The sequence below is a fragment of the Paenibacillus sp. genome, assembly GCF_035645235.1.
In the GTDB taxonomy this organism is placed as follows: domain Bacteria; phylum Bacillota; class Bacilli; order Paenibacillales; family YIM-B00363; genus Paenibacillus_AE.
The window spans coordinates 1-25412 of sequence record NZ_DASQMZ010000100.1; the positions used below are offsets into that span (position 1 = coordinate 1).

Here is a 25412-nt window from a genome sequence, read left to right on the forward strand (position 1 = left end):
CACGAGCTCTGCCGTGCATAGTCATCATTGTAACAGGAGGTAAATGGGGTGGCTCTGTCCCACCGGAGAGGCGGCTCAAAATGACAGGAGGAGTGGCTCTCACTCACCGGAATGGTGGCTCAATATGCACCGGAGTATTCAGGTGCCCCCAATATGGGATGGCACCAAAGGAACCAGTCTTTATTTAGTCTTCTACGGCTTCTCGTTTACGCCTATTGATTTCTCGATAAAGTGAACCTTTACTTACTTCCGTCATTTCTTCAATTTGAGAAAGAGTAAACTCTCCGCTTTCATATAGTTTAATCGCTTTATCAAGTTTTTTCTTGTCGGTCATAGGGCGACCTCCCTTGCGTCCACGCGCTCTAGCTGCTTCAAGCCCTGCTACTGTACGTTCTCGAATGATTGAACGTTCAAACTCCGCAAATACGGCCATCATTCCGAACATTGCTTTTCCTGCCGCCGTAGACGTGTCAATATTGTCAGAAAGACTTACGAACTCAACACCTTTTTTGTTAAGCAGGTCTAGGGTTTCAATTAGCTTCAATGTCGAACGTGCCAAACGGTCAAGTTTATAAACAATAAAAGTATCACCTTCACGTAACATCTCTAACGCCTTTGCAAGTTCAGGGCGGTCATCCTTTCCACCGCTTGCCTTCTCGGTATAAATTCGGTCATATCCTTCCTTTTTCAATGCATCCATTTGTGAATCAAGTGACTGGTCAGCGGTGGACACCCTTGCGTAAGCTATTCTCATATTTCTCGTTCCTTCCGTTTATGTATCGCCTTTTAGAATGTATCATAAACGCACCTTTACGTAAATATGATTTTGAAACGAGTTTCGTACTATAAAACCTATCATTTTTACTATGAATGCATTGTCCTGAAGACTGTTTCATAAACAATCGTTTTCGTACTCTTAAACATAATGAAAAAACCACAATTGAGCGGAGCGGAACACCGTCGCCACAAGGCGACTATTCGGGGGTGTTCATAATATCTTTCCTTGAGTGTCTTTAATATCTTTACTAAGTGTAAATAATAGTGGGGAAGATTTTTCCGCTGAGGTCATAGTATTGGAGAATTGTTTACCCCAATCAAAAACGTCAGCGGAAATGTTTACCGCCTTGTTCGATAAACTTTACCCCAATAAAAGGGGAAATGTTTTCCCCTATACAGCGTTAGACAGAAGCCCTAACTTAGTAGCCTTCTTCATTGCGTCTTGGTGAACGAGTTCAAGAAGTTCATTTGTAAAGCTAGCGGCAATATTCTCGTAGTCGTCGGGAGATTCCATCAATCTCAACATGTACGGCTTGTAGAAACCTTCCTTTTTGGCTTCTTTTGCCAAAGTGTCTACAATGGCTTCTCTCCAGAGTCTAAGCCCCTCATTCCCTACAGTCGTGACCCATTCTTGGTCTTGGCGAAGGCCTGACTTGTAGTAGTAATCCTTAATAAATTCATGGATGAACTCAGAGAGAACGAGGTAAGGATTATTCTTCAAGTCGTCGAATGTGTAATTATTCGACCTCCCCTGCTTGCTGACCTGAACGAACTTCTTTCTTGCAAGTTCCTTAATGCATTTTCTGACCGTTTTTTCGGTAATACCAAGTTTCAATGAAACCAAGTCCATAGCAATTTTGCATTTCCCGTCTTCTTTAGCCCAAGAGTACAATTCAAATAGAACCAGTTTTTCGTTTGCATCGAGGTAGTAACACCGCTTGACGCTTTCGGGGATAGTGAGGTAGTGTTCGAGGTTCGGCGCTATACTGCATCTAGCCAAGACGGTATGACCGTCAGAACGTTTTCTGAATTCGGTCTCCACCATCCGTGCACCATTGAACACGATGTTTGTCATGAACTTCCTCATTACTTCCGCCCCCTTCCTTGAATGTACGCGGAAACGGCTTCGCGGCTAATCAAATAAGAGCAGGTCTTACCCTCACCAATCTTAACAGCGTCAAGCTGACGGGCTTGTATTGCCCTCAGAATCGTTCTTGAACTGACTCCTGCGGCTTTGGCGGCTTCTTTGCGACTTAATATTTCTTTCATTCCTGTTCCCCTTTCGAGTGGAATAAGTTAATGACAGTGAAGGCTAAAAAAACCCTCACAGTTAGAATCGCTACGTGTGGGGGTTAAGTTGCGACTGAAACGTGCTTATAATAAAGATACACGTCCTTCTTTATGCCCCTGCCGTTGACTCAAGCAGGGGCTTTCTTGTGTTCATTCCCAATTGGGCGGCTACACTGACATAGAAAAGAGCGCGTCTGCATCGAAGCCCAACTTATGAAGGTCAGCCTTCAATTGTTGTTCTTCGACTTGGAAAGGGAACTTTCCGTAACCTCTTGCGTTTCCTGTAAGGCGTTCAGCGTTAAGCTTGCCTTCCCGTATCCATCTCATAAGGGTTTCCTCCGTGACGATGCGGCTACGGCTCTTTGTGGTCAGCTTATGGGCGATACTCGATAGCGTCCAATATGTTTTCATGCCTACCGTCTCCCCTCATCTATTGCCTTTTCTATGAACTCTAATAAGTCAGCTTCCCTAATGCGCCACAATGAACCTGATAGCTTCATAGCTTTAATACGTCCTTCGCGAAGCCATTTATAACAAGTGACCATTTCGATGTTCAGCAGTTCAGCGATTTGCTCCGCCGAATACAAACGACCTAAATACTTTTCTAAATCGTTCATGCTCTTAGTTACCCCCTTTGCTGTTTCCCAGTATGAATTTCCTCAGACTTTCTTGAGCTACACGGATTGAGCCGCCAACTTTCGTACTCGGAAGCGTTCCGTCATTGACCATCCTGTAAACGGTCGCATAAGAGAGCGACAATACTTCCGCCACTTCTTTTAGCGTATAAAGGCGTTCCATCGGAATTTAGCCCCTTTCATTGAATTTTTAAATCATTTCCAATATAAGAAGCCATTTGATTAAAATAACGAAGATGTGTAGGCGGCTGATAATTAAAATACAAACCTGCGATAATACCTATTAAAATCAAATTCAATAGACCATTGAGAGAACGAAGCTTATCTTTTTCAAGGCTTTTCCGCACTAAACGGCAACGTCATTTCTCATAAATGTAGAGATTATATCTGTTCATTTCTGCCGATGAATGCGCGGCGCATTCATCTAAATGGAGTAATAAAGACTTCTGAAAAATATTAAGCACTCCATCGCAATTATTTATGACCTTGGCGCGATTGTTACCGTGAAAACGCCAAGGGGGTAGTCATAATGAAAGTAACCTGCAAATTCACGACCGATAACAACATTCAGAACCTAATGCTCGAACTCTTGAAGTCTCGTATTGACACTTTAATTGAGCAGTCTTACGATAATAATCAAGCGAATACTGTCACATCTCAAAAACATGCTTCCAAAGGGGGAGAATGCGCATGAGATGTGCCGTAAAATGTGCAATATATGCTAGGGTCAGTACAGGACTCGAGAGTCAGAAGGATAGCCTTGAAAGTCAAGTCTCGTACTTTGAAAACTACATAAAAGAAAAAGGTTGGGAACTTGTGGACATTTATGCCGATGAGGGCATTACTGGCACAAGCACCGCCCAACGCGAAGAATTAAAGCGGCTTATGAGGGATGCAGAAAAGAAGCGTTTTGATGTAGTCCTAATCAAAGCATTGTCTAGGCTATCACGCGATACCGCCGACACTCTAAACATCGTCCGAACTCTTAATAGCTACGATGTGATGCTGTTTTCATCAAGAGAAGGCGAGATAAAAGACGAGCTACAACTTACGGTTATTTCAGCCGTGAACCAACGGCAGAGCGAAGATACTTCTTACAATGTCAGTTGGGGCATAGTCGTAAAGTCGCGTAACGGCATCTTTCATGGTACGCCGCCCTTTGGCTACGACAAAGTTAAGCCGGGCAAATTAGTTCCAAATCCTATTCACGCCCCCACCGTCCAGTTAATATTCGACTTATACCTAAACAAAGGGATGGGCGTTCAGGCGATTGCCAATTACTTGAACGATGAATTAGGCGTGCTTCCTTCAAGAAAAAACACGAAGAAATGGTATGATTCCTCTATTCGCCTGATGCTGACAAACCGCCATTATATAGGCGACTTGGTACAAGGGCGGTCTAAGGTGGATAGTAAAGATAAAATCCATCTTCAAAAGAAGGGGTACAAGAAGCGGTATAAGATTGATGAAAATGATTGGATAGTCATTCCCAACCAACATGAACCGCTCATTACACGCGAGATGTTTGTAGCCGTTCAGGAGAAAATGAAGCAAAAAGCTGTCAGAGTGTTCAGGGGCAGGGGGCGCAAATCACTATTCGCTAGGGTAGCGTTCTGTGCAGATTGCGGAGCAGGGATGAACTACAAGAATGACCGTCAATCGTATGTCTGCTCAACGTACCAAAAGAACACGACTCGAAAGTGTTCCTCCCACATCATCAAGCACGACACACTAAAGCAGGTTGTCCTTGGTCATCTAAAGGACTTGATTAATAACTCGTTGAACCTGCAATCCCTTGTTGACGTAACAATCGAACGTGCAGGAATTAAGAAAAACAGTGCCTTTAAGGAACTTGAAAAGGTTCAACGGGAAATTAGCAAACTGAATAAGGAGCTTGTTCTGCTTACGAGGAACTGGACTACTGGCGAAATTAAAAAGGAGATGTTCGATGCTTGTTGTGCGGCGGTCAGTAACGAACGCCAAGCATTGGAGGAACGAGCGGCACGACTACAAACCGAAATCTCCCACGAACACGATACAGAATCGAGAGTATCGGCATTTAAGGCGGAGCTAATGAAGTTCGCCGCTCTAGATGTAAGCAACGAGGAAATCCTAAGAGATATGATTCACAAGATGATTAACCGTGTGGATGTTTACGAAGACGGTTCAATCGAAATCAGTTACAACTTCCAAAATCCACTTAAAAAAGGGGCGTAGCCTATTTAGGCTCGCCCCTCCATTCCATCAATATTACACACTCCACATGACCCGTGTGCGGAAACATGTCCACCGGCTGCACCTCGAGGGTAGCGAAGCCGCCGGCATCGAGCACGGCGAGGTCGCGGGCGAGCGTCGCGGGGTTGCACGAAACGTAGACGATCCGCGCAGGCCGCATCGCGATCAGGGTGTCCAGCAGGGCGGGGTCGCAGCCCTTGCGCGGCGGGTCGACGACGATGACGTCGGCGGCGATCCCCTGCGCGCGCCACGCGGGGAGGACGACCTCGGCGCGGCCGACCTCGAAGTCGGCGTTGTCGATGTCGTTCAGCCGCGCATTGGCGCGGGCGTCTTCGACGGCGTCAGGGACGAGCTCGACGCCGTACACGCGGCCGGCCGCGCGCGCGAGGAATAAGCTGATCGTGCCGATGCCGCAATAGGCGTCGATGACGGTTTCGCCGCCGGCGAGCGCCGCGTACTCGAGCGCCTTGCCGTACAGCCGCTCCGTCTGCACGGGATTCACCTGATAGAAGCTCCGCGCGGAGATGGCGAACCGAATGCCCCCGATCGAGTCGAAAATGACATCCGTCCCCCACAGCGTAACCGTCTCCCGCCCGAAGACGGCGCTCGTCCGCTCCGGGTTGACGTTGAGGCAGATGCTGACGGCGTGCGGCAGCGCCTCGCGCAAGCGCGCGACGTACGCGTCGAGCCCCGGCGTCGCGCGGGACGTGCCCACGAGTACGAGCATCAGGTCTCCGCTTTCGAACGAGACCTTGGCGACGACGTGGCGCAGCCAACCCGTATGCGACTTCTCGTCGTACGCCTCGATGCCGAGCTCGCGCGCGATGCGCTTCGCGGCGAGCGCCGCGTCGTCGTTGCGTTCGTGCTGGATGAGGCACGCCTCCGTCTCGACGATCCGGTGCGATCCCTGCTCATAGAAGCCGCCGACGAGGCCGCCCTCCTCGATGCTGAAGCCAATCGGCACCTGCGCCTTGTTGCGGTACCGCCACGGCTCGTCCATGCCGATCGTCGGATGTACGACGATGCCCGACGTCCCTGCAGACGCGCCGTCTGAGCTGAGGGAATCCGGTTGGAAAGAAGCGCGGGGTCCCCCGACCTCGCCTTCCTTCACCTGCAGCTTGCCGATGCGCTCCAGCGCGTCGACGACGAGCTGCCGCTTCCATGCCAGCTGCGCGTCGTACGCGAAGTGCTGCAGCTGACAGCCGCCGCACCGCGCATACACCGGGCACGGCGGGGCGACGCGGGACGGGCTCGGAACGAGCACCTCCAGTAAATCCGCTCGCCCGTACTGCTTCTTCGTCTCCACGACGCGTACGCGCACGCGTTCGCCCGGCAGCGCGCCGGGCACGAACAGCGTGAAGCCCTCGTGACGTCCGACGCCCTCGCCCTCATGCGCCAAGCCGACGACGTCAAGCTCTAAACAATCGTGAAGCGCGACGGGAAGCTCCCGTCGCGCCGTCGTCGCCGCCGTCGTATGCCGTTGTCGATGATGCCTCGATCTCGATTTCATTCGATCCCGTCCACTCCGTCAATCGTAAATTAATCTACGCCTACGCCGCTGCCGCCGCCGCCGAGCGTGAAGCCCGCGCCGGGCGCGCCCGACGGATGAACGGCGATCGCCGCCGTCCCGCCGCCCGAGCGGTGGTACGTCGACCGCCCCGTCGGGTCGACGAACACGCCGACGTGCTTCGGAAGCACCCGGATGTCGCAGGGCAGCGTGCCGCCGAATTCGCCGTCGAGGTTCAGCTGCACGTAATCCGGCGATTCGATGCTAATACGCTTCGTCCGGAACTGGACGAGCAGCGGATCCTGCACCTTCTCGCCTCGAACGACCATCGACGCGAGCCGAATAAAGTCCGCGAGCGTGCAACGCCGCAGGAAGAACGCATCCATGTAGCCGTCGTCGATGAGCGCGTCGGGCGCCAGCTTCTCGAAGCCGCCGACCGAGTTCGAGTTCGCGATGAGGAAAATCATAAACTCCTCGTCGAACGAAGCTTCCTCCGACTCCACCTTCATGCGGATCGGCCGCAGCCGGGGCAGCTTCTCGAAGCCCTTCATATAATAAGCAAGCTGCCCGAGCATCGTCTTCATCTTGCTCGGCACCTCGTACGTCAGCTCGGTGAGCGAGCCGCCGCCCGCGATGTTCATAAAGTAACGCTTGTTGACTTGTCCGATGTCGATCGGCTTCGCGTAGCCCTCCGCGATAATGTCGATCGCGGCGTCCCACGAGCGCGGAATGCCGAGCGCCCGCGCCAAATCGTTCGTCGTCCCGAGCGGCAGGACGCCGAGCGGCGGCCGGGCTTCTTGCTCGGCCAGCCCGCTGACGACTTCGTTCAGCGTCCCGTCGCCGCCGGCGGCGATGACGACGTCGAACCGGCGCCGCGCCGCGTCGATCGCGGCGAGCCGCGCGTCGCCTTCGCCGATCGTCGCGTGCGTGGACGTCTCGAACCCGTACCCCTCGAGACGCTGCAGCACGTCGGGCAGCCGGCGGCGCATTTCTTCCCGACCGGAAGTAGGATTATAGATGAGTCTCGCTCTCTTGATCATTCGTCGACAGCTCCTTCACCTTCTCCTCGATGCGGCGCGTCATCCATTGCGACAGCAACGGATGCGGCAGCAGCGAACGGCCGTTATATCGAACATCATACCCGCGAAACCGCGACGGTATGACCTTCTCCGTAAAATATCCTTCGCTGATAAACAGCGGCGCGACGACGACGGCCAGGTTCGGCCGGCGTTTGCGCCACAGCTTCAGCTTCCCGTCGACCTGATTCGGCAGCAGCATGACGCCGTCCGCCGCCGCGAAGCCGCCTAGGGCGCGAAGCCGTTCCGCCGCCGTCTCCAGCGTATCGCGCCACGCGCGGTGAAACCCCTTCTGCGCGCTCCCGTGACCGACGACGAGGACGAGCTCCTCGGCGGGGCTGCGGGAGAGGGGGAGCATTTTCTCATATAAGATTCTAATGACGTCTTCGTCGGCGTCGATCGGCGCGCACAAAGACACGCGCGCGCGCACGCGGAACGGCTCGAGATCGGTCTCGAAGCGGCAGGTCGGCGTCGCGCCGAGCGCCCACGAAATTTCCTCGAGGTGCGTGCTGCCCGACGACACGAACAGCGGCAGCACGATCAGCTCGTCCACGCCGGACACCTCGAGCGCGTCGATGCCGTCTTGAATGAGCCGGCCCTCTACCAATTCCAAATACGCCCCGTAAACGGGATACGGCACGGCGGCGCGCATCGGCTCGATCGCCTCGTCCACGAGACGCACCCAATCGGCGTTCCGCGAGCCGTGGCTGATAACGAGAATTCCGATCATTGCGTCTATCGACCCAACCGCTCCAGCGTCATCTTGTATCCGTCGTTGCCGTAGTTCAGGCATCGCTTCACCCGGGAGATCGTCGCCGTGCTCGCGCCGGTCTCCGTCTCGATCTGGTTGTACGTGCTTCCCTTGCGCAGCATGCGAGCGACCTCCAGCCGCTGGGAGAGCGATTGAATTTCGTTGACCGTGCATAGGTCGTCGAAGAACGTATAGCACTCTTCAATATTTTTCAACGTCAGCACCGCTTCGAACAGTTGATCGATCGACTTATCGTTCAGCTTCTTCAGTTGCATCGGTCTCGGTTCCCCCTTGGTCGAGCGTTAACGCTTTACATTACTATAGTACCACGGAGGCAACGTTTTTGGAAACCGGGCACCCGTCTATACCAACCCGTAGGCGACTACATAGTCTGTAGTATGAAAGCCTAACCCCACTATGTCTGAAAAAGGATTGTGAGCGCAGTGAATCGAAACCCACACGTTAGCAATATGCAGTACGGCGGGCACCACCCCGCGCCCACGCCCTATGCAGGCGGTTATCAGCCGCCTTACGGAGTTCCGACGGACGCGGCCGGTTACCCGGGCGTGCCGGGCAACCCGTACGCCGGCGTCCCGGGAACGCCGCCTGCAGGCGGCCTCGGAGGCCCCGCCGGCGGCGGGATGGGCGGCATGGGGGGCCTGCTCGGCAACCTCGGCAACATCCGCCAGATGATCGAGCGGATGGGCGGCATCGACGGCGTACTCGCCAACGTCACGAAAATTCAGAAAATCATGAGCTCCGTGCAGCAGATGGCGCCGATGCTCAAGCTCGTCATGGGCGGAATGGGCAAATCCTCGAGCTCGACGTCGGACGACGACGAATACTATGCGCCCCCGCGTCGGCGCCGCCGACGGAGCGGGCCGCGCCGCCGCTCGAACGGCCGCAGACGCCGCAGGTAATCGGGGACCCTGCGGAATGGAAAAAGCACCTGCCATCAAAGGCAGGTGCTTTCCTTTCACTACGGACGGAATTACTTCTTGCTGGCAAACCACTCGTCCAGCTGACGCTGCTGTTCCGCGAGATACGCGTCGACGCCCGCTTTCTTGAGCGCATCGCGAAGCTGCGGCAAATATTCCGCCGGGTCGAGCGTACCGGTTTGCAGGCCGGCGCCGAACTCGCCGGACACCGATTGCATCGCGGCGATTTCCGTTTTCACGTTTTCCCCGTTGAACGTAAACCCGTACAGCGGCGAGCGCTGCGCCTTCTCGTTGCGCTCGATCGTCACTTCCCACGTGTCGTCCGGCTGTCCTTCCATCAGATAGCCGATCGTCTCGTTGCCCATTACCCAACCTTGCACGCCCATCGGATAGCCGCTGTCCTTGATCGGGACGACCTTCCCTTCGGCGTTCAGGTTGTAATGCTTGCCTTCGATGCCGTACTTGAGCAGGTTGAACATATCCGCGTTCGATGCCATCAAGTCGAGCAGCATGACGGCGCGCTCCGGATTTTTCGACGTATGGCTGATCGCGTTCATCGTCGCCGTCACGCCCGTGAACGTCGGCACCTGCGTCGGGATGTAGATGACGTCGTGGCCGCCGTTTTCCGCTTTGTGGCCCGCTTCGCCGCCTGCTTTCAAGTTGAAATCCTGCGATACGGCGACGTTCCCCTTGGCGAGCACCGACTTGAGATCGGGCGCGGTCGCCGCGTCCTGATTGATCCAGCCGTTCTTGAACCACTTATGCATCGTTTGCAAGTGCTTCTCGTATTCCGGCTCGAAGTCTGTATGAATGATCTTCGTCGGGTCGCTGTTGCGGAACGTGACGCCGGTCCATGAGATGTCGTACGCCGACCAGATCGGAGAGTGGTCCTTGGCGGCGCCGAACGGGATGATATCGGGCTCGTTCTCTTTAATTTGTTGCAGGAACGGTTCCAGATCCGTATACGTCTTGATCGAGGATACGTCCAGATTATATTTGTCGGCGAAACGCTTCTGGACGACGAAGCCTTGGATCTGCGTCATTGTCTGGTAAATCGGGATCGCGTAGATGCTGCCGTTGATGCGTGCGTCCTCCAGCTTGTCGCCGAACAACCGCGTCACGTTAGGCGCGTACTCCGGCAGCAAATCCTCGATCGGATAGAAGGCGCCTTTGTTTACGTTACCCACGTAGCCGAAGCTCCAGTTCGACGTCCACGCGATGTCGAATTCCTCGCCGGACGCGATGACCGTATTCATCTTGTCTTCGTAGTCCCCGGCCTCGACCGGTACGAGATCCACCGTGGCGTTGATGAGCTTTTGCGTGTACTTGTTGAATTCCGCTTCGATCGTATCCATGTCCGTCGGCGTGCCGTAGCTCAGGAAATACCACTTGAGCTTCACGGGCTCGAGCTCGGCTTTGGCGTCGGCCGGCTCCGCCGTCCCTTCGCCGCCCGTCTCCGTCGTCGCGGCAGTCGGGTTTTCCGCCGCCGGCTCCTTCGAGTCGCTTCCGGATTGCGTGCTGCATGCCGTCGAGAGCAACAACGCCGTCACGACGGCGATGAGCCAAAGTTGTTTCGTGCGAGTACCGAAATGCATACTGATATGACCTCCTTGAATGAAATTATATATTATCGACTGCATCGCTGCAGGAGATAATCGAATGTCAGCCCTTGAGCGAACCGATCGTCAGTCCCGCGACGAAATACCGCTGAAAGAACGGGAAGACGAACATCATCGGTCCCGCCGCCAAGATGGCCATCGCCATGCGAACGTTATATTTCGGCAGGTCGGCGAGGCTCACCTCGATGCCGAATTGGGAGACGAAGTCGCTGTTGCTCGTCAGGAACTCGATGTTTCGAATCATGCGCTGCAGCAGCAGCTGCAGAGGCGCGAGCTTCTGATTTTCCAGAAACAACAACGCGTTAAACCATTCGTTCCAATACCCGAAGGAAATCATCAGGCCGAGCGTCGCCAATCCGGGCGTCGACAGGGGCAGCACCATCCGGAAGAAGATACGAAATTCGCCGGCCCCGTCCATCTTCGCCGATTCGATCATCTCGAACGGGATCTTGAGCATGTAGCTGCGCATAATCATGACGTAAAATACGTTGAGCAAGCCGGGCAGGATGATCGAGAGAATATTGTCTTTCAAATGAAGGTATTGCGTCATTAAGATGTAGAACGGAACGAGCCCCCCGCTGAACAGCATCGTGAAGAACACGTAGAATGCGGCCGGCCGATTGAACGAGTAATCTCTGCGGGACAACACGTAGGCCGTCATGCTGGTCAACAGCAAGCTGCACAAGGTGCCGACGACGGTAATGAAAGCGGTGACGCCGTACGCCCGCATTAGAATCGCGGGAGACTTGAACACCGTCTGGTAGCCCTCAAGGCTCCACATCGACGGAATGTATTGGTACCCGTTCTCGATGATCGATTGCTCCGCCGAGAAGGAAGAGGTGATCACGAGAACGAACGGCAAAAACATACTTAACGAAATCAAGACGAATAAGGCGTTAATGATCGTCCGAGCCATGCGGCGCTCCCCTTCCTACCAAAGCGAGTTTTCCTCGTTGATTCTACGGATCGTATAGTTCGCCAAGATGACCATGACGAGTCCGACGACCGATTGGAACAAGCCGACCGCGGCAGCCATCGAAGTGTCGCCCATGCTGCGCAAAGCGCGGAAGACGAACGTATCGATAATGTCCGTCGTCGCGTATACCATCCCCGAATCGCGGGGGATGAAATAGTGCAGTCCGAAGTCGCCCCGGAACATGTTCGCGACCGACAGGATGATTAAGATGCTGATGATCGGCGACAGAAGCGGAACCGTGATCTTCATCGCCATTTGCAGCTTGGACGCCCCGTCGATCTTGGCGGCCTCGTAATACGTATAGTCGATGCCCATCATTCCGGCATAGAAGATTAATGTCTGAAAGCCAATGCTCTTCCACAAATTGACGATATTCAGGATGAGCGGCCAAGGCCCGTTTTCGAAATACCAGAGCCTAGGCTCCATGCCGAGCCAAGCGAGCAAGGAATTCAGGAAGCCGGACTGATGGTCGAGCATCGTATCCGTAATATAGGAGACGATGACCCAGGACAAGAAGAACGGCAGGAACAGCACCGTCTGATGCACCTTCAACCATCTTCGCGTCAGCTCGTTCATGAGAATCGCGAGCGCGAGCGCGCAAACCATCGTCACGGCCATGTAGCTCAGGCTGTACAGTACCGTATTTCGCAGAATGCGGTAGGCGAGCTCCGTCGTGAACAAAAACTCGAAGTTCTTGAAACCCACCCAGGGACTTTGGAACACGCCCAGGTTGACCTTGAAATTTTTGAAGGCGACGATAATGCCCGCCATCGGGAGGTAAGAGAAAATCAGCAGGTACAGAAATCCTGGAAAAAACAACAGCGACAGTTCGCCGTCCCGCTTCCATCGGTTCCATCGCCGGGATGCGGCAGCGCGGCGAACGCGGCGTTCGGAACCGGGCGTTACGTCGGGGTTCATAAGGCACACCTCGTTTTCTTTTTGGCTACCCCGATTATGCCGGGAGCGGCTTGCGCATGCCTACTGTGAAATATGGCGAACGAACGATGTGCCTGATATGGGATGTGGCGATTACTATGGGATTTGGTTTTGAGGCGCCATTTCATACGAATTGCAACAATCGGCGATATTTTTTGGGTCGGAGCATCCGGTATGATGAGAGGGAAGAAATCCCCATTACCGACAAGAGAGGTGTTCCTTTATGAGCGATATCGCAAACAAACAGCATGACATGATCCAAGCGAAAGCCGCTTCGGACAAGCGGCGGGAGTTCCGACGCAACCCGCACCCGGGGGCCCAATGGTTCGGGGAGGGCAACTTGGGCTTGTTCATCCATTGGGGCATCTCCAGCGTGAGCGCCAAGGTCGACCTGTCCTGGGGCATGATCGCGAACACGCCCTGGGAGACCGACCCGGCGCGCAAGATGACGCCGACGGCGTACTTCGCCCTCGCCGAACGGTTCCGGCCTCGAAGCTACGACCCGCGCGCGTGGCTGAAGGCGGCTTGCGACGCGGGCTTCCGGTACGCCGTGCTGACGGCGAAACACCACGACGGCTTCGCCCTATGGCCAAGCCGTCACGGAACGTTTAACACAAGCCTCTATGCGGGCGGGACCGATTACGTGCGGGCGTACGTCGAGGCATGTCGCGACCTCGGGTTGAAGGTCGGCCTCTATTATTCGCCGCCGGACTGGTACATGCAGCGCAGCGACATGTCCTTCCGATTCCAGAGCAAAGGCACGCCCGATTCGCCGCATTACGGGTTGAACCATGAGCCGATCGAGTTGCCCCCGCCCTCCCCCGAGCGTACCGAGGCGTACCGAAGGCAGATTCGGGCGCAAATCGAGGAGCTGCTGACGGATTACGGTACGATCGACCTGCTCTGGTTCGACGGCGGCCCCGACGTCATCTCGATCGACGACATTCGGGCGTTGCAGCCCTCGATCGTCGTCAACTCCAGAATGCATGGGTACGGGGATTACGAGACGCCGGAACGGACGATGCCGGCGCAAGCGCCGGACGGATGGTGGGAGCTGTGCGATATTTGGCCCGAGGGCTCGGGGTGGGGATACACCGAGCCGCATCGGTACCAACCAACGGAGTGGGTGCTGAGCCGGTGGGCTCAGGTGAAGGCGATGGGAGGCAATTACCTGATCAATGTCGCGCCGAACGCCGACGGCGAGCTGCCTCCGGCGTATTACGAGCGCATTCGCGAGCTCGGCGCCGCGCTGCGCGGTTAGTCGACGCCGTCGAGCACGAGCACCCAATCGTCGCCGCGGCCGCTCGACGGCGGCACGAATTCCGCGACGCCCCGGTTCTCGTATTCGCCGAACGTCGAGAACGTTCCCGTCCGCGGGTCGTACCACGACGCCCGAACCCGGGCGCCTTGGATGCGGCCCATCGAAATCCTGAGCCTGAGACCGTTCGGGCTATACGCCATCGCGTACTTCGCGCCGCGGGTGGCGACCTGGCGGTTCGCGCCGGCGTCATTGCCGGCGAGAAGCCCCTGATCCGGCACGCGCTCGAGGAACGGACGGGCTTCGATCAAGCGCCGGACATGACGCATCTGCGCCGCGCCCGGACGGAGGACGGCATCCTTCCAAGACATGATGAAGTACTCGTTCGGCTCGGTCGTCATCGACCAGATCGAATGGTGCCCGTACGTATGCCCGAACGCGCCGGAGAAGACGGCGTAATAAGCGGCCTTGCGGACGTCCGCCGGGTCGAAATAGCCGTTGGCCGCCTGAAAATCGATCGGATGATCCTCGTAGCAAGGCTCGGCGTCCAGGATCGGCTTCGTCGGCAGCCGGTTATAGTCCTTCTCGATCATATCGGCGTTCTGCTGATTTCCCGCGAAGTGGCCCGACTGAATCATGTTGAAATCGAGCCATTCCTCTCCATGAACGTATGTAGACGAAGCCTCCTTCCCCGTCGGGTGGAAGGCGATGAGATGTCCGCCCTCGTCGCCCTCCTTCAGCCCGAGCGCCATCGAGCGAATGATCGCATGGTGCTTGCTTGTGTGCAGCGGCCGATCCCCGCCGAGCACCCAGACGACATTCGGTCGGTCCCGATAACGGGAGCCGAGCCACTTGCCGTAGGCGTACGCATTGCCGGGTTCGAAAATTTCCGGTCCCTTGCCCCACATCCGGTTATACTTATCCCCCCAGGTCGGCAGCACCGCGATATACATGCCGCGCGCCGCCGCCGCGTCCACGACGAAGTCTACATGCGCCCAGTAATCGTATTCGCCGCCGACGTCCGGGTTCGAAGGATCCCATCGTCCCTCCGCATCGCGCGTCAAAGGCAGGCGGTCGTACGCGTTCCCGGTCGTGACGCCTTCGAATTCGGCCAGCGCGACGGCTTGGATGACGTTGAATCCCCGTTCGGCCCGATTGTCGAGGTACAGCTCCGCCTCCGCGCGGTCGAGCTTGTGAAACAGTTCCCAAGCGGTATCGCCCAGCCAGAAGAACGGCGTCCCGTCCGCTTGAACCAAAAATCTGCCGTTCTCGCTCACTTGCAAACGTTGCATGTCGTTCTCTCCCTTATTACGAATCATCGTTTCCGGAAAAAGGAGGCCACCCGTTACGCGCTGCAACGAGTGACCCCGCACCCAATCGTTTGTATTACTGCTTCGTCAGCTTCAGATTGTCGACATATGCGTAGCCCGAATTCGTCCCTTTCCATACGTACACTTGAATGTACGCCGTTCCGGACGGCACGGTCACGTCGACGTTCTTCGTCTGATACGACGTCGCGTTGAACGATAACGTCGCGCCCGACGTGACGTCCTGGTTGGACGAGTTCTTGAACTTAACGGCCACCTCCACCAGGGATGCCGAGGAGTCTGCGAACGCGGACGCCTCGAGCCGCACGGTGTTTCCGGCGGAGAAGCCGCTGTGGATTTCTTGCGCGATGCCGCCGGCCCCGGTTCCGACGCGCACGGCGTACGTCCCCTGGGATGCGTTCGTATTCACGACTTGGCTGTTGCCCCAATTCGCCCAGCCGCTCAAGCTGTTCGATTCGAAGCTGCCGTTCGCGAGCATATTGCTGACGTACGGCGACAGGTACGACCCCGTAATGACGTCGATCGTCGACCGTCCCGGCCTGATCCAACCGACCGAGAAGTGATCGTTCCCGGCGCCTTCCTTATGGAGCACCTCTACGTAATACGTCTGGCCCGCCGTCAGGGAGACGGTCGTCGATTGCTGCGAGCTGTATTTGTTCCACTCTTCGACGATCGTCCATGCGGTCACTTCCGCGAGCTTCACCTTGTTCGCCGGATTGGCGTCAGTGCTCAGCCACAGCTTGCTGGCGTCGTCGCTAGCGATGTAGAACGTATACGACCCCGTCGAAGCAGGATGGAGGTAGCCCCGCACGCGCGCGCCGTAGCTGTCCGCGACGTTCCTCGGCCCTTCCAGGCTCGTCAATGTGGACGTGCTGGTCGGCGTCGTCGTTAACGGAATGTCGGATACCGCGCCGCCGCTGACGCCGCCCCAATATTCGCGAACGATGTTGCCCGTGCCGCCGCCGCCGTTCGTCGTGACGGACAGCGCCGAGCTCGCCGCCGACTCGTTGTTCGCCGCGTCCTTCGCCTTGACCGTAATGCTGTAGCTCGACTGCTCCGTCAAGCCCGTTACAGTATATGTCGTACCGGAGATCGGCGAAGTGTTCGCCTTGTTCCCGCCGACGTAAACGTCGTATCCGGTTACCCCGACGTTGTCCGAAGACGCCGTCCAGGACAAATTCACGGTCGTATCCGTCTTGCTCGTCACGCTGACGTTCGTCGGCGCGGATGGCGCCTGCGTATCCGGCGCCGGCGTCGATGACGCCCCGGTATACGGAGACAAATGCTCGCCGCCGATAACGGTGATCGTCGAGATGCCCGGTCCCGTCCAGCCGACCGCGACGTTGTCGCCTCCGGCGTTTTCCTTATGCAGTACCTCTACGTAATACTTCTGGCCCGCCGTCAATGCAATGGCCGACGATTGCTGCGAAGAATATTTCGTCCAATCCTTCGGCGTCGTCCACCCGGTCACGCCCGCGATTTTGACTTTATTCGACGGATTCGCGTCCGTACTGAGCCACAGCTCGCTGTGGTCGTCGCTGGCGATTCGGAACGTGTACGATCCCGTAGCCGGCGGATGGATGTAGCCCCGGATGCGAGCGCCGTAATGTTCGCCGATATTCGTCGGACCCTCGAAATTCGCCAGCGCCAACGACCCGGTCGGCGTCGTCGTCAGCGGAATGCTGGAGATCGTACTGCCGCCGAAGCCGGTCCAGTATTCCCTCGCGAGGGTACCCTTCTCGCCCCCGACGGTAACGGAGACGTTCTTGAAAATGGCTTCCGCGAGATCGCCTTCGATTTCGCTGGTCAGCACCAATCCGACAAGGAGATTGTCGGGAAGCGGCATATCGTGCACAACGGCGAACGGGTACCATTGGCCGTTCTCCAAGTAGTATCCTGTCACGTCCGTTCCGTCCTTCTCCAGCTTCACCGTAACGTCCTGATCGTTCAGCGGAATACCTGCGATTCCGGTTGCGTAGCCTTCGCTGGTCCCGACGAGGGTGCTCAACGCCGTCTCGCCCCGAGCATGAACGCGGAGCGTCACGTTATCGGTCTGTTGCGCATCCGCCGCGCGGAAGGCGAGTCCCGCGAGAGCTGCCCCGTTGCGGGCCGTCAATCGGGAGATCGTCGCCGTGATCGACGCGCGCTCCGCCCCCGTCAGCGGCTGCCACACATAGGTGAAATCGTCGTACGTATCCCAGATCACTTCTCCCGCAGACTTGAGGTGGATTTCCCCGTTCGTCGACAAGGCGTGAGACTCCGGTGCGTTGGCGTCATTCTTGTAGGCGGTCAATTGCCAAGGACTTGAAAGCGACACGCCCGACACATTCGACAGCACGCCGACGTTCACCCATCTCGTCTTGACGACGCCGTTCAACGTCACATCGACCTTAATCTTCGTATTTCCCGGTGCGACCGGGGTGACAAGGCCGGAGGAGCTGACCGTCGCGACGCCTGTATTCAGCGACGTGTAGCTTTCGGCCGAGCTGTTCAAGTTCAGGGCCGAATTGTCCGTCAAGGTGCCCGCGACGTCGATTTGCCCTTGCTGCGAAAGCCCGAGCGTCGCGTCGGCCATCGTAGCCGTAATCTTGTCCAGGATCGCGCCTTGCACTTGGACGTTCACGGTTGCGGATTTCGTCACGCCGCCGATCGTAGCCTGCGCCGTAATGACGGCCGTCCCCGTGCCCGTTGCCGTCAATACGCCGGAGCTGTTCACGGATGCGACGGACGAATTGCTGCTCGAGTACGTCACCGTCGGAAGCGGCAAGTAATTGCCGTTGGTCGACAACGCCGCAACCTTAAGAGCGAACGTTTGCCCGACGGCATAGATCGTCTTCGTGCCTGTCAGGAATTGGAGCTGGTTGAATGCGTCGTTCACATGCACGTAGAACACGGTGGATTTCGTCACGCCGCCTTCGACGACTTGCACGTTGATCGTGGCATTGCCGGTGCCGACCGCCGTGACGACGCCGGAGGAGCTCACCGTCGCCACGCTCGTGTTGCTGCTGGAATAGGTGATGGAAGCGCCGCTCAAGTCCAGCGGGTATCCCTTCACGCTGCGCGCCTTCACCGTCAATGCCGCCGTGCCGTTCGTCGAGAGCCGGACGGCGGTTTGCTCGGAGCCGGCCAGGACGAACACTCTCGCGAGCGGGTCGTTCTGATCCGAGAACGGGAAGTCCTCTTTCAACCCGACGCCCGCGAAGTCGATTTGCTGGAAACCGCGCGCAAGCGCCGGCGAATTCGAGCGCAACCGGTAATCGTGTTCCGACGGTTGCGCGAACAACGGATCGGTCGTAACCGTATATTGATCGTACTTGCTGTACTGACTTTTCCATTCGGCCAAGTCAGGCACCGGGATTTCTCCCGTCGTCAAATACTTTTGAACACTATTATAGAACACATTGCCGTCCGCTTTTTTGAACAGCTCCTCCGACCAAGCGTCGGTCCAGTACGCTTGATTGGAAGACATATAGCTGATGTTGTTTTCGACGGTCGCATGCTTCGTTTCCAAGCTCGCCGCGGCGCTGTGATCCACGATGTTGTGAACGAGCGAGATGTCGGCCGAGCGGACCGCGGTATTGCCCGCGATAATGTTGTTGCGAATCGTCAACCCCTGACTCTTCGCGAAAATCGCGCTGTCCATCTTGCCGCCGCCGCTGCGAAGGTCGAACAGGACATTGTTGGTGAGCGTCGTGTTTTCGCTTTCGTCGTCGATGTAGATGCCCTGTCCGAACGAATAATGGACGGTGGAGTCGTGGAAGAAGTTGTTATGGAACGTATTGCCCGGTCCGGTCCAATACGTATGGATGAACCCGTCGTCCTGCGTCTCCCGGAATTTCGACGTCACGTCGTTGAACTCGATCCGGTTGTTCCGAGCAGCGGTAAAGTTTTTATAGTTGTTGAGATCCACCGCGATCCCGTCGATCGTGCCTCTGGAACTGCGATCCTTGATGGAGGCCAAGCCTTTAATGTTAATGGCCGTTCCCGGCGCGTCGTAAATTAAGTTATGAGAGATGGTGTTGTTCCCGCTCTCGTACAGGTCTATCCCCATCGCGCCATGAATCGCGCGGCCCGTTCGGTAAATCTCGTTATTCGAAACCGTATTGGTATAGTTCCAGTATTGCGACGTTGCCGGACCGCCGTATTTCAAGACAACGCCCGTATGGCCCGTCTCGCGAATCCGGTTGCCGTAAATCGTATTGTTTTGCGCGAAATTGTACAGCTTGATGCCGTTCCCGCCGATATGCTCGATCAGGCTGTTCTTGATCGTAATATACTTGGCGTTCTCGAGATGAATGCCACTGCGGAACGCTTCGTCCGCCATCGCCGCGTCCGCGTCGCTGTGCTTGAAGACGAGGCCGCTCATCTCGATGTGCTGCACCGGGGAGGAGGTCGACGACCCTTTGAATTCCACCAGCGTATGGGTTTTGGGCGCGATAATTTCCTGATTGGCGATCGGAGCGGTCCGCGGGTAATAATACACAACTCCCGCCGTCTTATCCAAATACCACTCGCCCGGCTGATCCAGCAGCTCGATCGCGCCGGTCATGTAGTAACGCGAACCTCTGCCCAATTCGAACGCGGCGTTCTGATCCAACGTGACGGTCCGACTGACGTAATCGACGCTTTGGACCGTCGCCAACTGGTTAAACCAATTCCAATGACCGCTCGGGCCGCCCGGCCAAATGTTGACCACCAGATCGTTCTGATTTGCGATCGCGGGAAGATCGCCCGGGGCGAAAATAAACTTCGAGCTCGGGGAATTCGCATCCCTCCCGGCCGTCCGGTGATAATCCTCGTTCGGATGGCGCGCCGGCACGCTCCGCACGTCGTTCTCGAACAGGACGTTAAAGGACCACGAGGTGCCGACCGTCGCCTTATAAACGTTGCCGCTGTGCAGCTGCCACCCCGTTATCGCCTGCCCGCCGCTGATGACGGGCTGCTCCCCAGGGTAATTGGTGTAAATGACCTTGTACCCGTTGCGGCCGGAGTCCGCTTCATGAAATTGAATGGGGGACTCGATCGCATACGTGCCGCCCCGCAAATACACCGTTACGTCGGACGTCATGCCTCCCGCGATTTGGGTGCGGACCGCGTCCCTCGCCTTGGCTATGGTCTTATAAGGATTCGACAACGACCCGTTGCCGGTCGAGTCGCTGCCGTTCGGCGAAACATAGATGCTGGTCGCCGCCTTCGCTTCTTGCGCGGCGAACGGCAGCATCGGCGACAACAGCGCGAAGCAAACCCATAAAGCCAACCATCTTTTTCCTCTCTTCATTCCCTTACCTCCTTAATGAAATGAATTCGACGACGACATCGGTTACAATCGCTCCGAAGCTCTCCTTTCAATTGTTATGGAAGCGCTTTAATTATGGCACCTGGACAAATTAACCTCCACTATGAGAATTGAACATCAGTGTGCGGAACGGCTATGGAATCGATCGATCTCCATGGACGAGTGCCGAACGCGCATAAAAAAAGGACCCCGGCCTGCCCGGACGGGCGCCGACGTCCTCTCGGACTTATTCGATTAACTTCTTTAAGCGATACTCTCTCGGCGTCGCGCCGAATTTCTTCTTAAACAGCTTAAAGAATTGGCTTTGGTTGATGAATCCGACGCGTTCCATAATCTCGATCACGCTGTAATCCTTATTGGACAGCAGCTTCTCCGCCTGCGACAGCCGCACCTCGTTAATGTACTCGGCGACGGAAATCCCTTCGCTCTTCTTAAAGCTTCGTCCGACGTAGGAGACGGACATATGCAGCATCGAAGCGATGCTTTGCAGGCTCAGATTGACGTCGGTATAATTCAGCGCCACCAGCTCCTTGATCGTCTCCAGCAGCACGTCGTTCTTGTCCAGCGAAGGAATCGATTTCACCTCGCTGGTCAAGTCCTCGAAGAGGGCGGCCAAGACCGCTCTGACCTCGTCGATCGTCTCTTGCTCCAGCAGGTTTTGATGCACCTGGTTCATATCGATCGTAATCGGCTGCAACTTATACGCATTGATCTCCTTCAGCGTCTTTCGCGTCGTCATGATTACCTGATAAATCGACTGCATGAACTGGTCGTACGACAACGCCTTCCCCAACTCGACATATTGATCTAGAAAATGCCTCAGCACGGCCGGGTCGTTGGACTTTAGCCCGCTGATCAGCTTCCGCTCCAACTCCTCGGGAATGTAGAAGTCTAGAGCTCCGGCCTCCTCCGCCGCCATCTCCGGCGTAATGATCGACTGATGCCCGTATTTCATTCGGTACATGGAGTACGATAACGCCCGGGCGTAATAATCCGTCGTCTCCCGGATATCGTCGAACGGCTCGCTGATCGCGACCGTCAACGAAAGCTTGTAGTACGTGCCCGTCACCTCTTGAATGCGTTTGAAAATGCGTTGCGCTTCTTCCAGAAAGCCGGCTTGCTTCTGCTTCGGGACGGACAGGATCGCCGCCATATGGTCCCGCCGCATGTCCACCGTCTCGCTGCGGAAGACGCTCGATAGCAGCTCGTTCGCAATATTAGAGATGGCGAAGTAATACAGCCGCTTGTCGCTGGGGCTTGTGTTCGTATCGAAATCGTGCAGGCGGTCGATCTTCATGACGCATACGGCGTAACGCGCTTGGTCGCCGGTATCGGCGATCGGCCGCTGCCCGAAGAAGTGCGTCAGCTCCTCGGCGGTGATCGAGACGCTGTTCAGCAGCAGCTTCCGGATGTAGTAGCTCTTGACGATCGTCTCCTTCTCCTCTGAATCGCGTTTCACGAGGTCCAGCTTGTCGACCATCTGCTGGTAACGGTTCGAGACGTACAAGAATTCATCCTGCTTGCGCCGATGCTTCGAAGCGATTTGTTCGTCCCCGCCCCCCTGCCTTACCTGCCGAAGGAAGGAATCGACGGGCCGGTATAAGACGTTCGTCGCGATGACGGCGACCGTGACGGCGATCAGAACGAAGATCGTCGTGATCCAAATCGACGTATTGCGTAAATCGAGCACGTCGCTCATGACGGAATCGTACGGTTGGACATTCAGCACTACCCAGTCGTTCACGCCGGTATCCAAATACGTCACGGCCTTGCGATGTTTGCCGGCGCCGATCGTGAAGGAGCCCCGGTCCTGCGAAGTCCTCTCGATCATCCCGGTAATGACGGACAATTCATCCGAATCGATCAAGCCGGCTTGTTTTTTCCGAAACAACAATTCCCGATTGCCGTCCATGATGAGGAAGCTTCCCTGATAGGCCGTGTCCGGTTGGTTGAGCATGTGAATGTTCTCGAAGATCCATTCCGGCGAGATGGCCAAGATCAGCATGTTCTCGATTTTCCCCTTCGCGTCCGGCTCGTACATGGCGAACAAGAACATGTCGAAGCTCCCTCGGTTGCCCGGCTCCGACGACTCGAAGGAATACGGAATGAACTGCATGCTCGAGATCGCGCCGGAATGGATATATTCCTTAAGCTTCGAAAGAAACCGTTGATCCAGCGAATACCTCGACGCGCCGTTCGCGATAAAGAAATCGTCGTGATACCGATTGTAAATAAACATAGAGTGAATGAAGGACGAGCTGCTCGTGACGGCGTCCAGTTTGTTAATGCTCTTAATATATAAGTAATCGTCTAATTCTTTCGCGAGACGAAGCAACGTCACCTCCGTATCGAAGAAGAGGAAGCTGGCTGTGCTTGTCGCGATTTCATTCATGTAACGTATGTTATAATCGATCTGCTGCAGCACTTTGTCATTGGCGCGTTCATGTACGCGGAGCACCGTACGTTCCGAGCTCATGTACAGCGTCACGGATGAAATGAGAACCAATAGCACGATCACCAAGGTGACCGTCAACCAGATGCGCTGCAAGTACTTCTTGGAAAACCACCCGTTAATTTTCCCCAAAAAGACGCACCTCGTTCGTAGAATTTTTATGTCAACCCACTATGTATTCGACAATCGGGGACGCCTTCCTCTCCCGAAACAAACGTATCCCCGAGCTTCGGGGATACGCTCTCCGTGCTATTGCGCCCAATCGAACAATACTGTTCGAACCAGATCGCATCCGTTGTCATACTCATTGCCGTCGTTCCTCTTTCGCTCGGTTCGTTCGGTTCAGCCATACGATCCCTTTCACGACCTCTCCCGCTCGTACTTGCCGGAACGCTTGGTCGATCTGCTCGAACGACCATTCATGGGTAATCCAGAGATCAACGGGAATTTCCTTCTTGATCAACAGTCGGCATACCGCTTCCGTCGAAGCGGCTTCGTTCGTGTCGTAGTGACGCAGCGAGAAGTGCCGCGGCCCTTCCGATAACGGCATCCGATAAGCGTTCTCCGCCACGCCGTACACGGCAATATGTCCGCCGGGCGCGAGCAGCCGGAACGTGCGGAGAAAGACGTCCTCGCTCCCGGTCGCTTCGATCATCACATCGGCCTGCAGCTCCGGGATCGCTTCCGGCCTGCGGGTGTTAATCACCTCGTCCGCGCCGGCTTGCCGCGCCAGCGCAAGCCGTTCGTCCCTTCTGCCGGCGACGACGACCTTCCCGGCGCCGAATCGCTTCGCAAACCACGCGATGCCGAGTCCCGCGATGCCGGTGCCTAGCACGAGCACGGTTTTCCCCTTCAACTCGAGCTGACTCGTAAAGCCGTACAGCTCGCTGAGACTGATCAGCAAGGCGGCTTCGCGGTCGGACAGGCTCTTCGGAATCGGCTTCGGCGTCGCGAAGCCGTGCTTGAGTCCATCCCGCTTCAACGCCGGAACATCCTCGGCGACGCCGTATTCCGCGAAGCCGCCCCATGCGGCGTGCAAGCCGGCGCCGGGCTTCGCCTTATACCCCGAACGGGTCACGCGATCTCCGATTCGGAACGAGTCGACCTTCTCCCCTACCGCTACGATCGTACCGATCGTCTCATGACCGAGTACGCATGGATATCGAACGAAATCGAACGGGAACGTCCCGTCGACGATCATCTGATCGGTCGAGTTGCAGACGACGCACAGATCGATGCGTACGAGCGCCTCGTACGGGCCGATCTCCGGCATCGGCAGTGCTTCCGTTACCATCGTTCCGGGACTGCGCACGACTAGCGCCTTCAACGGCGATCCCCCCAAACCTTCGAAAAAGTCTCATTGCCCCCTCCGAACCGTCGGCTGGAGGCAATCGTTATCGTAACCCGCTGCGGATGCCCATTCCACTATTGGATTTGCCGTTCTCCATGAATTGTGGCCCGTGCTCGATCTTATAGAAAACGCAATATTTCATACAAGAAGCGCCGCGGACTATTCCGCGGCGCTCCCACTATGCATATCCCGATTTGTTCCGGCGCGGGTATGCATGCACCGGATTACGTCGGCGTCCGGATCGGCGCCGGCTTCTTCAAGCTCCACTCCATCTGTACATAAGGGAACCGCTCCTCGCTTCGGCGGAAGCCGAGCCGGCGGTACAGCCGCAGCGCCGGGTTGTCGACCGCCACCTGCAGGCGCAGCGCCTTCCCGCTTCGGGCCGCCCGCCGCTGCAAGCCGCGGATGAGCGCGGACCCGATGCCTTTCCCTCGGTACGCCTTCAACAGCGCGATTTCCACCAGATGGATCGCTGCGTCCGATTCGTAGGTCGACACCTGACCGATCGGCGCATCCCCTTGCCGAACGACGTCTTGCGCGAGCGTCGGATACCGTTGCCGGTACGTAAACTGCCGCGCCTTGTATTGTAAAATCAACAGCGCCTCCAGGTCCGCCTCGCTCCAGCCGAGACCGGAGAAATCCGCCAACCGCGTACTAACGAACAACTCGAACAAGAACGCTTCATCCGTCGCGCTCGCCGGCACCGTCGAAATCATCGCCGCACCTCCGCACATCGCTCGATCCTTCATGCGGTTAAGTGTACAGGTACCGACTGAACAAATTCTGAACGTGCACGCCGGTCCGCTTCTTTCTTACGTCCCGTACGAAGCCTTCGAGACGTCCGGAACGATCTGTACCCAAGTTTTCCCCGGCAGGAGCGGAAGGTCGACGAGATCGCCCTCCTCGGCGTACGCGCGAATGACGCCGTTCTTCAGCTCCCAGACGACTTCCCGCTTGTAACCGCCCTGCAGGAGGACGCCCTTCCCC

At 56.4% G+C, this 25412-nt stretch carries 21 protein-coding genes; 3 read left to right on the forward strand and 18 right to left on the reverse strand.

The annotated features are described in order from the left end of the window. Positions 1-184 precede the first annotated feature (184 nt). The 6 genes from VEZ38_RS09300 to VEZ38_RS09320 all read right to left on the reverse strand — a co-directional run bounded on the left by VEZ38_RS09300 (position 185) and on the right by VEZ38_RS09320 (position 2865). Positions 185-754, reverse strand: a complete 570-nt coding sequence (locus VEZ38_RS09300) for a recombinase family protein (RefSeq protein ID WP_324893074.1) — start codon at positions 752-754, stop codon at positions 185-187. 414 nt (positions 755-1168) lie between these two features. Beyond that, positions 1169-1864 carry a hypothetical protein gene (locus VEZ38_RS09305; RefSeq protein ID WP_324893075.1) on the reverse strand — a complete coding sequence of 232 codons (696 nt, stop codon included), beginning with the start codon at positions 1862-1864 and terminating at the stop codon, positions 1169-1171. Continuing rightward, positions 1864-2046 carry an excisionase family DNA-binding protein gene (locus VEZ38_RS20615; RefSeq protein WP_414694693.1) on the reverse strand — a complete coding sequence of 61 codons (183 nt, stop codon included), beginning with the start codon at positions 2044-2046 and terminating at the stop codon, positions 1864-1866. Before VEZ38_RS20615 ends, VEZ38_RS09305 begins: the two co-directional genes overlap by 1 nt. A gap of 189 nt (positions 2047-2235) precedes the next feature. Beyond that, the gene (locus VEZ38_RS09310; protein WP_324893076.1) at positions 2236-2478 is read right to left on the reverse strand and encodes a hypothetical protein; all 243 of its coding nucleotides are present in this window, start codon (positions 2476-2478) and stop codon (positions 2236-2238) included. 2 nt (positions 2479-2480) lie between these two features. Continuing rightward, a complete protein-coding gene (locus VEZ38_RS09315; protein WP_324893077.1) occupies positions 2481-2684 on the reverse strand; it encodes a helix-turn-helix domain-containing protein in 204 nt (67 codons plus the stop codon). A gap of 4 nt (positions 2685-2688) precedes the next feature. Beyond that, entirely contained in the window at positions 2689-2865 is a 177-nt protein-coding gene (locus tag VEZ38_RS09320; RefSeq protein WP_324893078.1) for a helix-turn-helix domain-containing protein, read from the reverse strand. A gap of 527 nt (positions 2866-3392) precedes the next feature. Between VEZ38_RS09320 and VEZ38_RS09325 the strand changes: the two genes are divergently transcribed. Then, a complete protein-coding gene (locus VEZ38_RS09325; protein WP_324893079.1) occupies positions 3393-4919 on the forward strand; it encodes a recombinase family protein in 1527 nt (508 codons plus the stop codon). A 1-nt stretch (position 4920) separates the two neighbouring features. On the opposite strand, the gene rlmD is transcribed toward VEZ38_RS09325, so the two are convergent. From rlmD to VEZ38_RS09345, 4 genes are read right to left on the reverse strand one after another with little or no spacing between them, the layout of a single operon-like run. Further along, positions 4921-6447 (reverse strand): 23S rRNA (uracil(1939)-C(5))-methyltransferase RlmD, encoded by a 1527-nt coding sequence (gene rlmD / locus VEZ38_RS09330; protein WP_324893080.1) that lies wholly within the window; start codon positions 6445-6447, stop codon positions 4921-4923. A 29-nt stretch (positions 6448-6476) separates the two neighbouring features. Beyond that, on the reverse strand, positions 6477-7484 hold the full coding sequence (locus VEZ38_RS09335) for a diacylglycerol kinase (protein ID WP_324893081.1): 1008 nt from the start codon (positions 7482-7484) through the stop codon (positions 6477-6479). Further along, complete coding sequence (locus VEZ38_RS09340) at positions 7456-8250, reverse strand: sirohydrochlorin chelatase (protein WP_324893082.1); 795 nt, start codon at positions 8248-8250, stop codon at positions 7456-7458. Before VEZ38_RS09340 ends, VEZ38_RS09335 begins: the two co-directional genes overlap by 29 nt. A gap of 5 nt (positions 8251-8255) precedes the next feature. After that, on the reverse strand, positions 8256-8546 hold the full coding sequence (locus VEZ38_RS09345) for a YerC/YecD family TrpR-related protein (RefSeq protein ID WP_324893083.1): 291 nt from the start codon (positions 8544-8546) through the stop codon (positions 8256-8258). A gap of 168 nt (positions 8547-8714) precedes the next feature. Between VEZ38_RS09345 and VEZ38_RS09350 the strand changes: the two genes are divergently transcribed. Further along, on the forward strand, positions 8715-9191 hold the full coding sequence (locus VEZ38_RS09350; RefSeq protein WP_324893084.1) for a tyrosine protein kinase: 477 nt from the start codon (positions 8715-8717) through the stop codon (positions 9189-9191). A 71-nt stretch (positions 9192-9262) separates the two neighbouring features. Here VEZ38_RS09350 and VEZ38_RS09355 read toward each other — a convergent pair whose 3' ends face one another. From VEZ38_RS09355 to VEZ38_RS09365, 3 genes are all read right to left on the reverse strand, one after another. Beyond that, positions 9263-10804 (reverse strand): ABC transporter substrate-binding protein, encoded by a 1542-nt coding sequence (locus VEZ38_RS09355; RefSeq protein ID WP_324893085.1) that lies wholly within the window; start codon positions 10802-10804, stop codon positions 9263-9265. A 67-nt stretch (positions 10805-10871) separates the two neighbouring features. Then, complete coding sequence (locus VEZ38_RS09360) at positions 10872-11744, reverse strand: carbohydrate ABC transporter permease (RefSeq protein ID WP_324893086.1); 873 nt, start codon at positions 11742-11744, stop codon at positions 10872-10874. Between the two features lie 15 nt (positions 11745-11759). Further along, a complete protein-coding gene (locus tag VEZ38_RS09365; RefSeq protein ID WP_324893087.1) occupies positions 11760-12722 on the reverse strand; it encodes an ABC transporter permease subunit in 963 nt (320 codons plus the stop codon). A 241-nt stretch (positions 12723-12963) separates the two neighbouring features. Between VEZ38_RS09365 and VEZ38_RS09370 the strand changes: the two genes are divergently transcribed. Then, positions 12964-14001 carry an alpha-L-fucosidase gene (locus VEZ38_RS09370; RefSeq protein WP_324893088.1) on the forward strand — a complete coding sequence of 346 codons (1038 nt, stop codon included), beginning with the start codon at positions 12964-12966 and terminating at the stop codon, positions 13999-14001. On the opposite strand, the gene VEZ38_RS09375 is transcribed toward VEZ38_RS09370, so the two are convergent. The 5 genes from VEZ38_RS09375 to VEZ38_RS09395 all read right to left on the reverse strand — a co-directional run bounded on the left by VEZ38_RS09375 (position 13998) and on the right by VEZ38_RS09395 (position 25141). Then, complete coding sequence (locus VEZ38_RS09375) at positions 13998-15290, reverse strand: glycoside hydrolase family 140 protein (RefSeq protein WP_324893089.1); 1293 nt, start codon at positions 15288-15290, stop codon at positions 13998-14000. The genes VEZ38_RS09370 and VEZ38_RS09375 overlap by 4 nt on opposite strands. A 94-nt stretch (positions 15291-15384) precedes the next feature. Then, the gene (locus tag VEZ38_RS09380; RefSeq protein WP_324893090.1) at positions 15385-20604 is read right to left on the reverse strand and encodes a PA14 domain-containing protein; all 5220 of its coding nucleotides are present in this window, start codon (positions 20602-20604) and stop codon (positions 15385-15387) included. A gap of 244 nt (positions 20605-20848) precedes the next feature. Beyond that, a complete protein-coding gene (locus tag VEZ38_RS09385; RefSeq protein ID WP_324893091.1) occupies positions 20849-23206 on the reverse strand; it encodes a helix-turn-helix domain-containing protein in 2358 nt (785 codons plus the stop codon). Positions 23207-23378: 172 nt separating this feature from the next. Further along, positions 23379-24401 carry a zinc-dependent alcohol dehydrogenase gene (locus VEZ38_RS09390; RefSeq protein ID WP_324893092.1) on the reverse strand — a complete coding sequence of 341 codons (1023 nt, stop codon included), beginning with the start codon at positions 24399-24401 and terminating at the stop codon, positions 23379-23381. A gap of 248 nt (positions 24402-24649) precedes the next feature. Continuing rightward, the gene (locus tag VEZ38_RS09395; protein WP_324893093.1) at positions 24650-25141 is read right to left on the reverse strand and encodes a GNAT family N-acetyltransferase; all 492 of its coding nucleotides are present in this window, start codon (positions 25139-25141) and stop codon (positions 24650-24652) included. Between the last annotated feature and the right edge of the window lie 271 nt (positions 25142-25412).

Bases quoted from the DNA above. Each gene is read 5' to 3' on its own strand.
- VEZ38_RS09300 (WP_324893074.1), bottom strand. From the start codon at position 754: ATGAGAATAGCTTACGCAAGGGTGTCCACCGCTGACCAGTCACTTGAT.
- VEZ38_RS09305 (WP_324893075.1), bottom strand. From the start codon at position 1,864: ATGAGGAAGTTCATGACAAACATCGTGTTCAATGGTGCACGGATGGTG.
- VEZ38_RS20615 (WP_414694693.1), bottom strand. From the start codon at position 2,046: ATGAAAGAAATATTAAGTCGCAAAGAAGCCGCCAAAGCCGCAGGAGTC.
- VEZ38_RS09310 (WP_324893076.1), bottom strand. From the start codon at position 2,478: ATGAAAACATATTGGACGCTATCGAGTATCGCCCATAAGCTGACCACA.
- VEZ38_RS09315 (WP_324893077.1), bottom strand. From the start codon at position 2,684: ATGAACGATTTAGAAAAGTATTTAGGTCGTTTGTATTCGGCGGAGCAA.
- VEZ38_RS09320 (WP_324893078.1), bottom strand. From the start codon at position 2,865: ATGGAACGCCTTTATACGCTAAAAGAAGTGGCGGAAGTATTGTCGCTC.
- VEZ38_RS09325 (WP_324893079.1), top strand. From the start codon at position 3,393: ATGAGATGTGCCGTAAAATGTGCAATATATGCTAGGGTCAGTACAGGA.
- rlmD (WP_324893080.1), bottom strand. From the start codon at position 6,447: ATGAAATCGAGATCGAGGCATCATCGACAACGGCATACGACGGCGGCG.
- VEZ38_RS09335 (WP_324893081.1), bottom strand. From the start codon at position 7,484: ATGATCAAGAGAGCGAGACTCATCTATAATCCTACTTCCGGTCGGGAA.
- VEZ38_RS09340 (WP_324893082.1), bottom strand. From the start codon at position 8,250: ATGATCGGAATTCTCGTTATCAGCCACGGCTCGCGGAACGCCGATTGG.
- VEZ38_RS09345 (WP_324893083.1), bottom strand. From the start codon at position 8,546: ATGCAACTGAAGAAGCTGAACGATAAGTCGATCGATCAACTGTTCGAA.
- VEZ38_RS09355 (WP_324893085.1), bottom strand. From the start codon at position 10,804: ATGCATTTCGGTACTCGCACGAAACAACTTTGGCTCATCGCCGTCGTG.
- VEZ38_RS09360 (WP_324893086.1), bottom strand. From the start codon at position 11,744: ATGGCTCGGACGATCATTAACGCCTTATTCGTCTTGATTTCGTTAAGT.
- VEZ38_RS09365 (WP_324893087.1), bottom strand. From the start codon at position 12,722: ATGAACCCCGACGTAACGCCCGGTTCCGAACGCCGCGTTCGCCGCGCT.
- VEZ38_RS09370 (WP_324893088.1), top strand. From the start codon at position 12,964: ATGAGCGATATCGCAAACAAACAGCATGACATGATCCAAGCGAAAGCC.
- VEZ38_RS09375 (WP_324893089.1), bottom strand. From the start codon at position 15,290: ATGCAACGTTTGCAAGTGAGCGAGAACGGCAGATTTTTGGTTCAAGCG.
- VEZ38_RS09380 (WP_324893090.1), bottom strand. From the start codon at position 20,604: ATGAAGAGAGGAAAAAGATGGTTGGCTTTATGGGTTTGCTTCGCGCTG.
- VEZ38_RS09395 (WP_324893093.1), bottom strand. From the start codon at position 25,141: ATGATTTCGACGGTGCCGGCGAGCGCGACGGATGAAGCGTTCTTGTTC.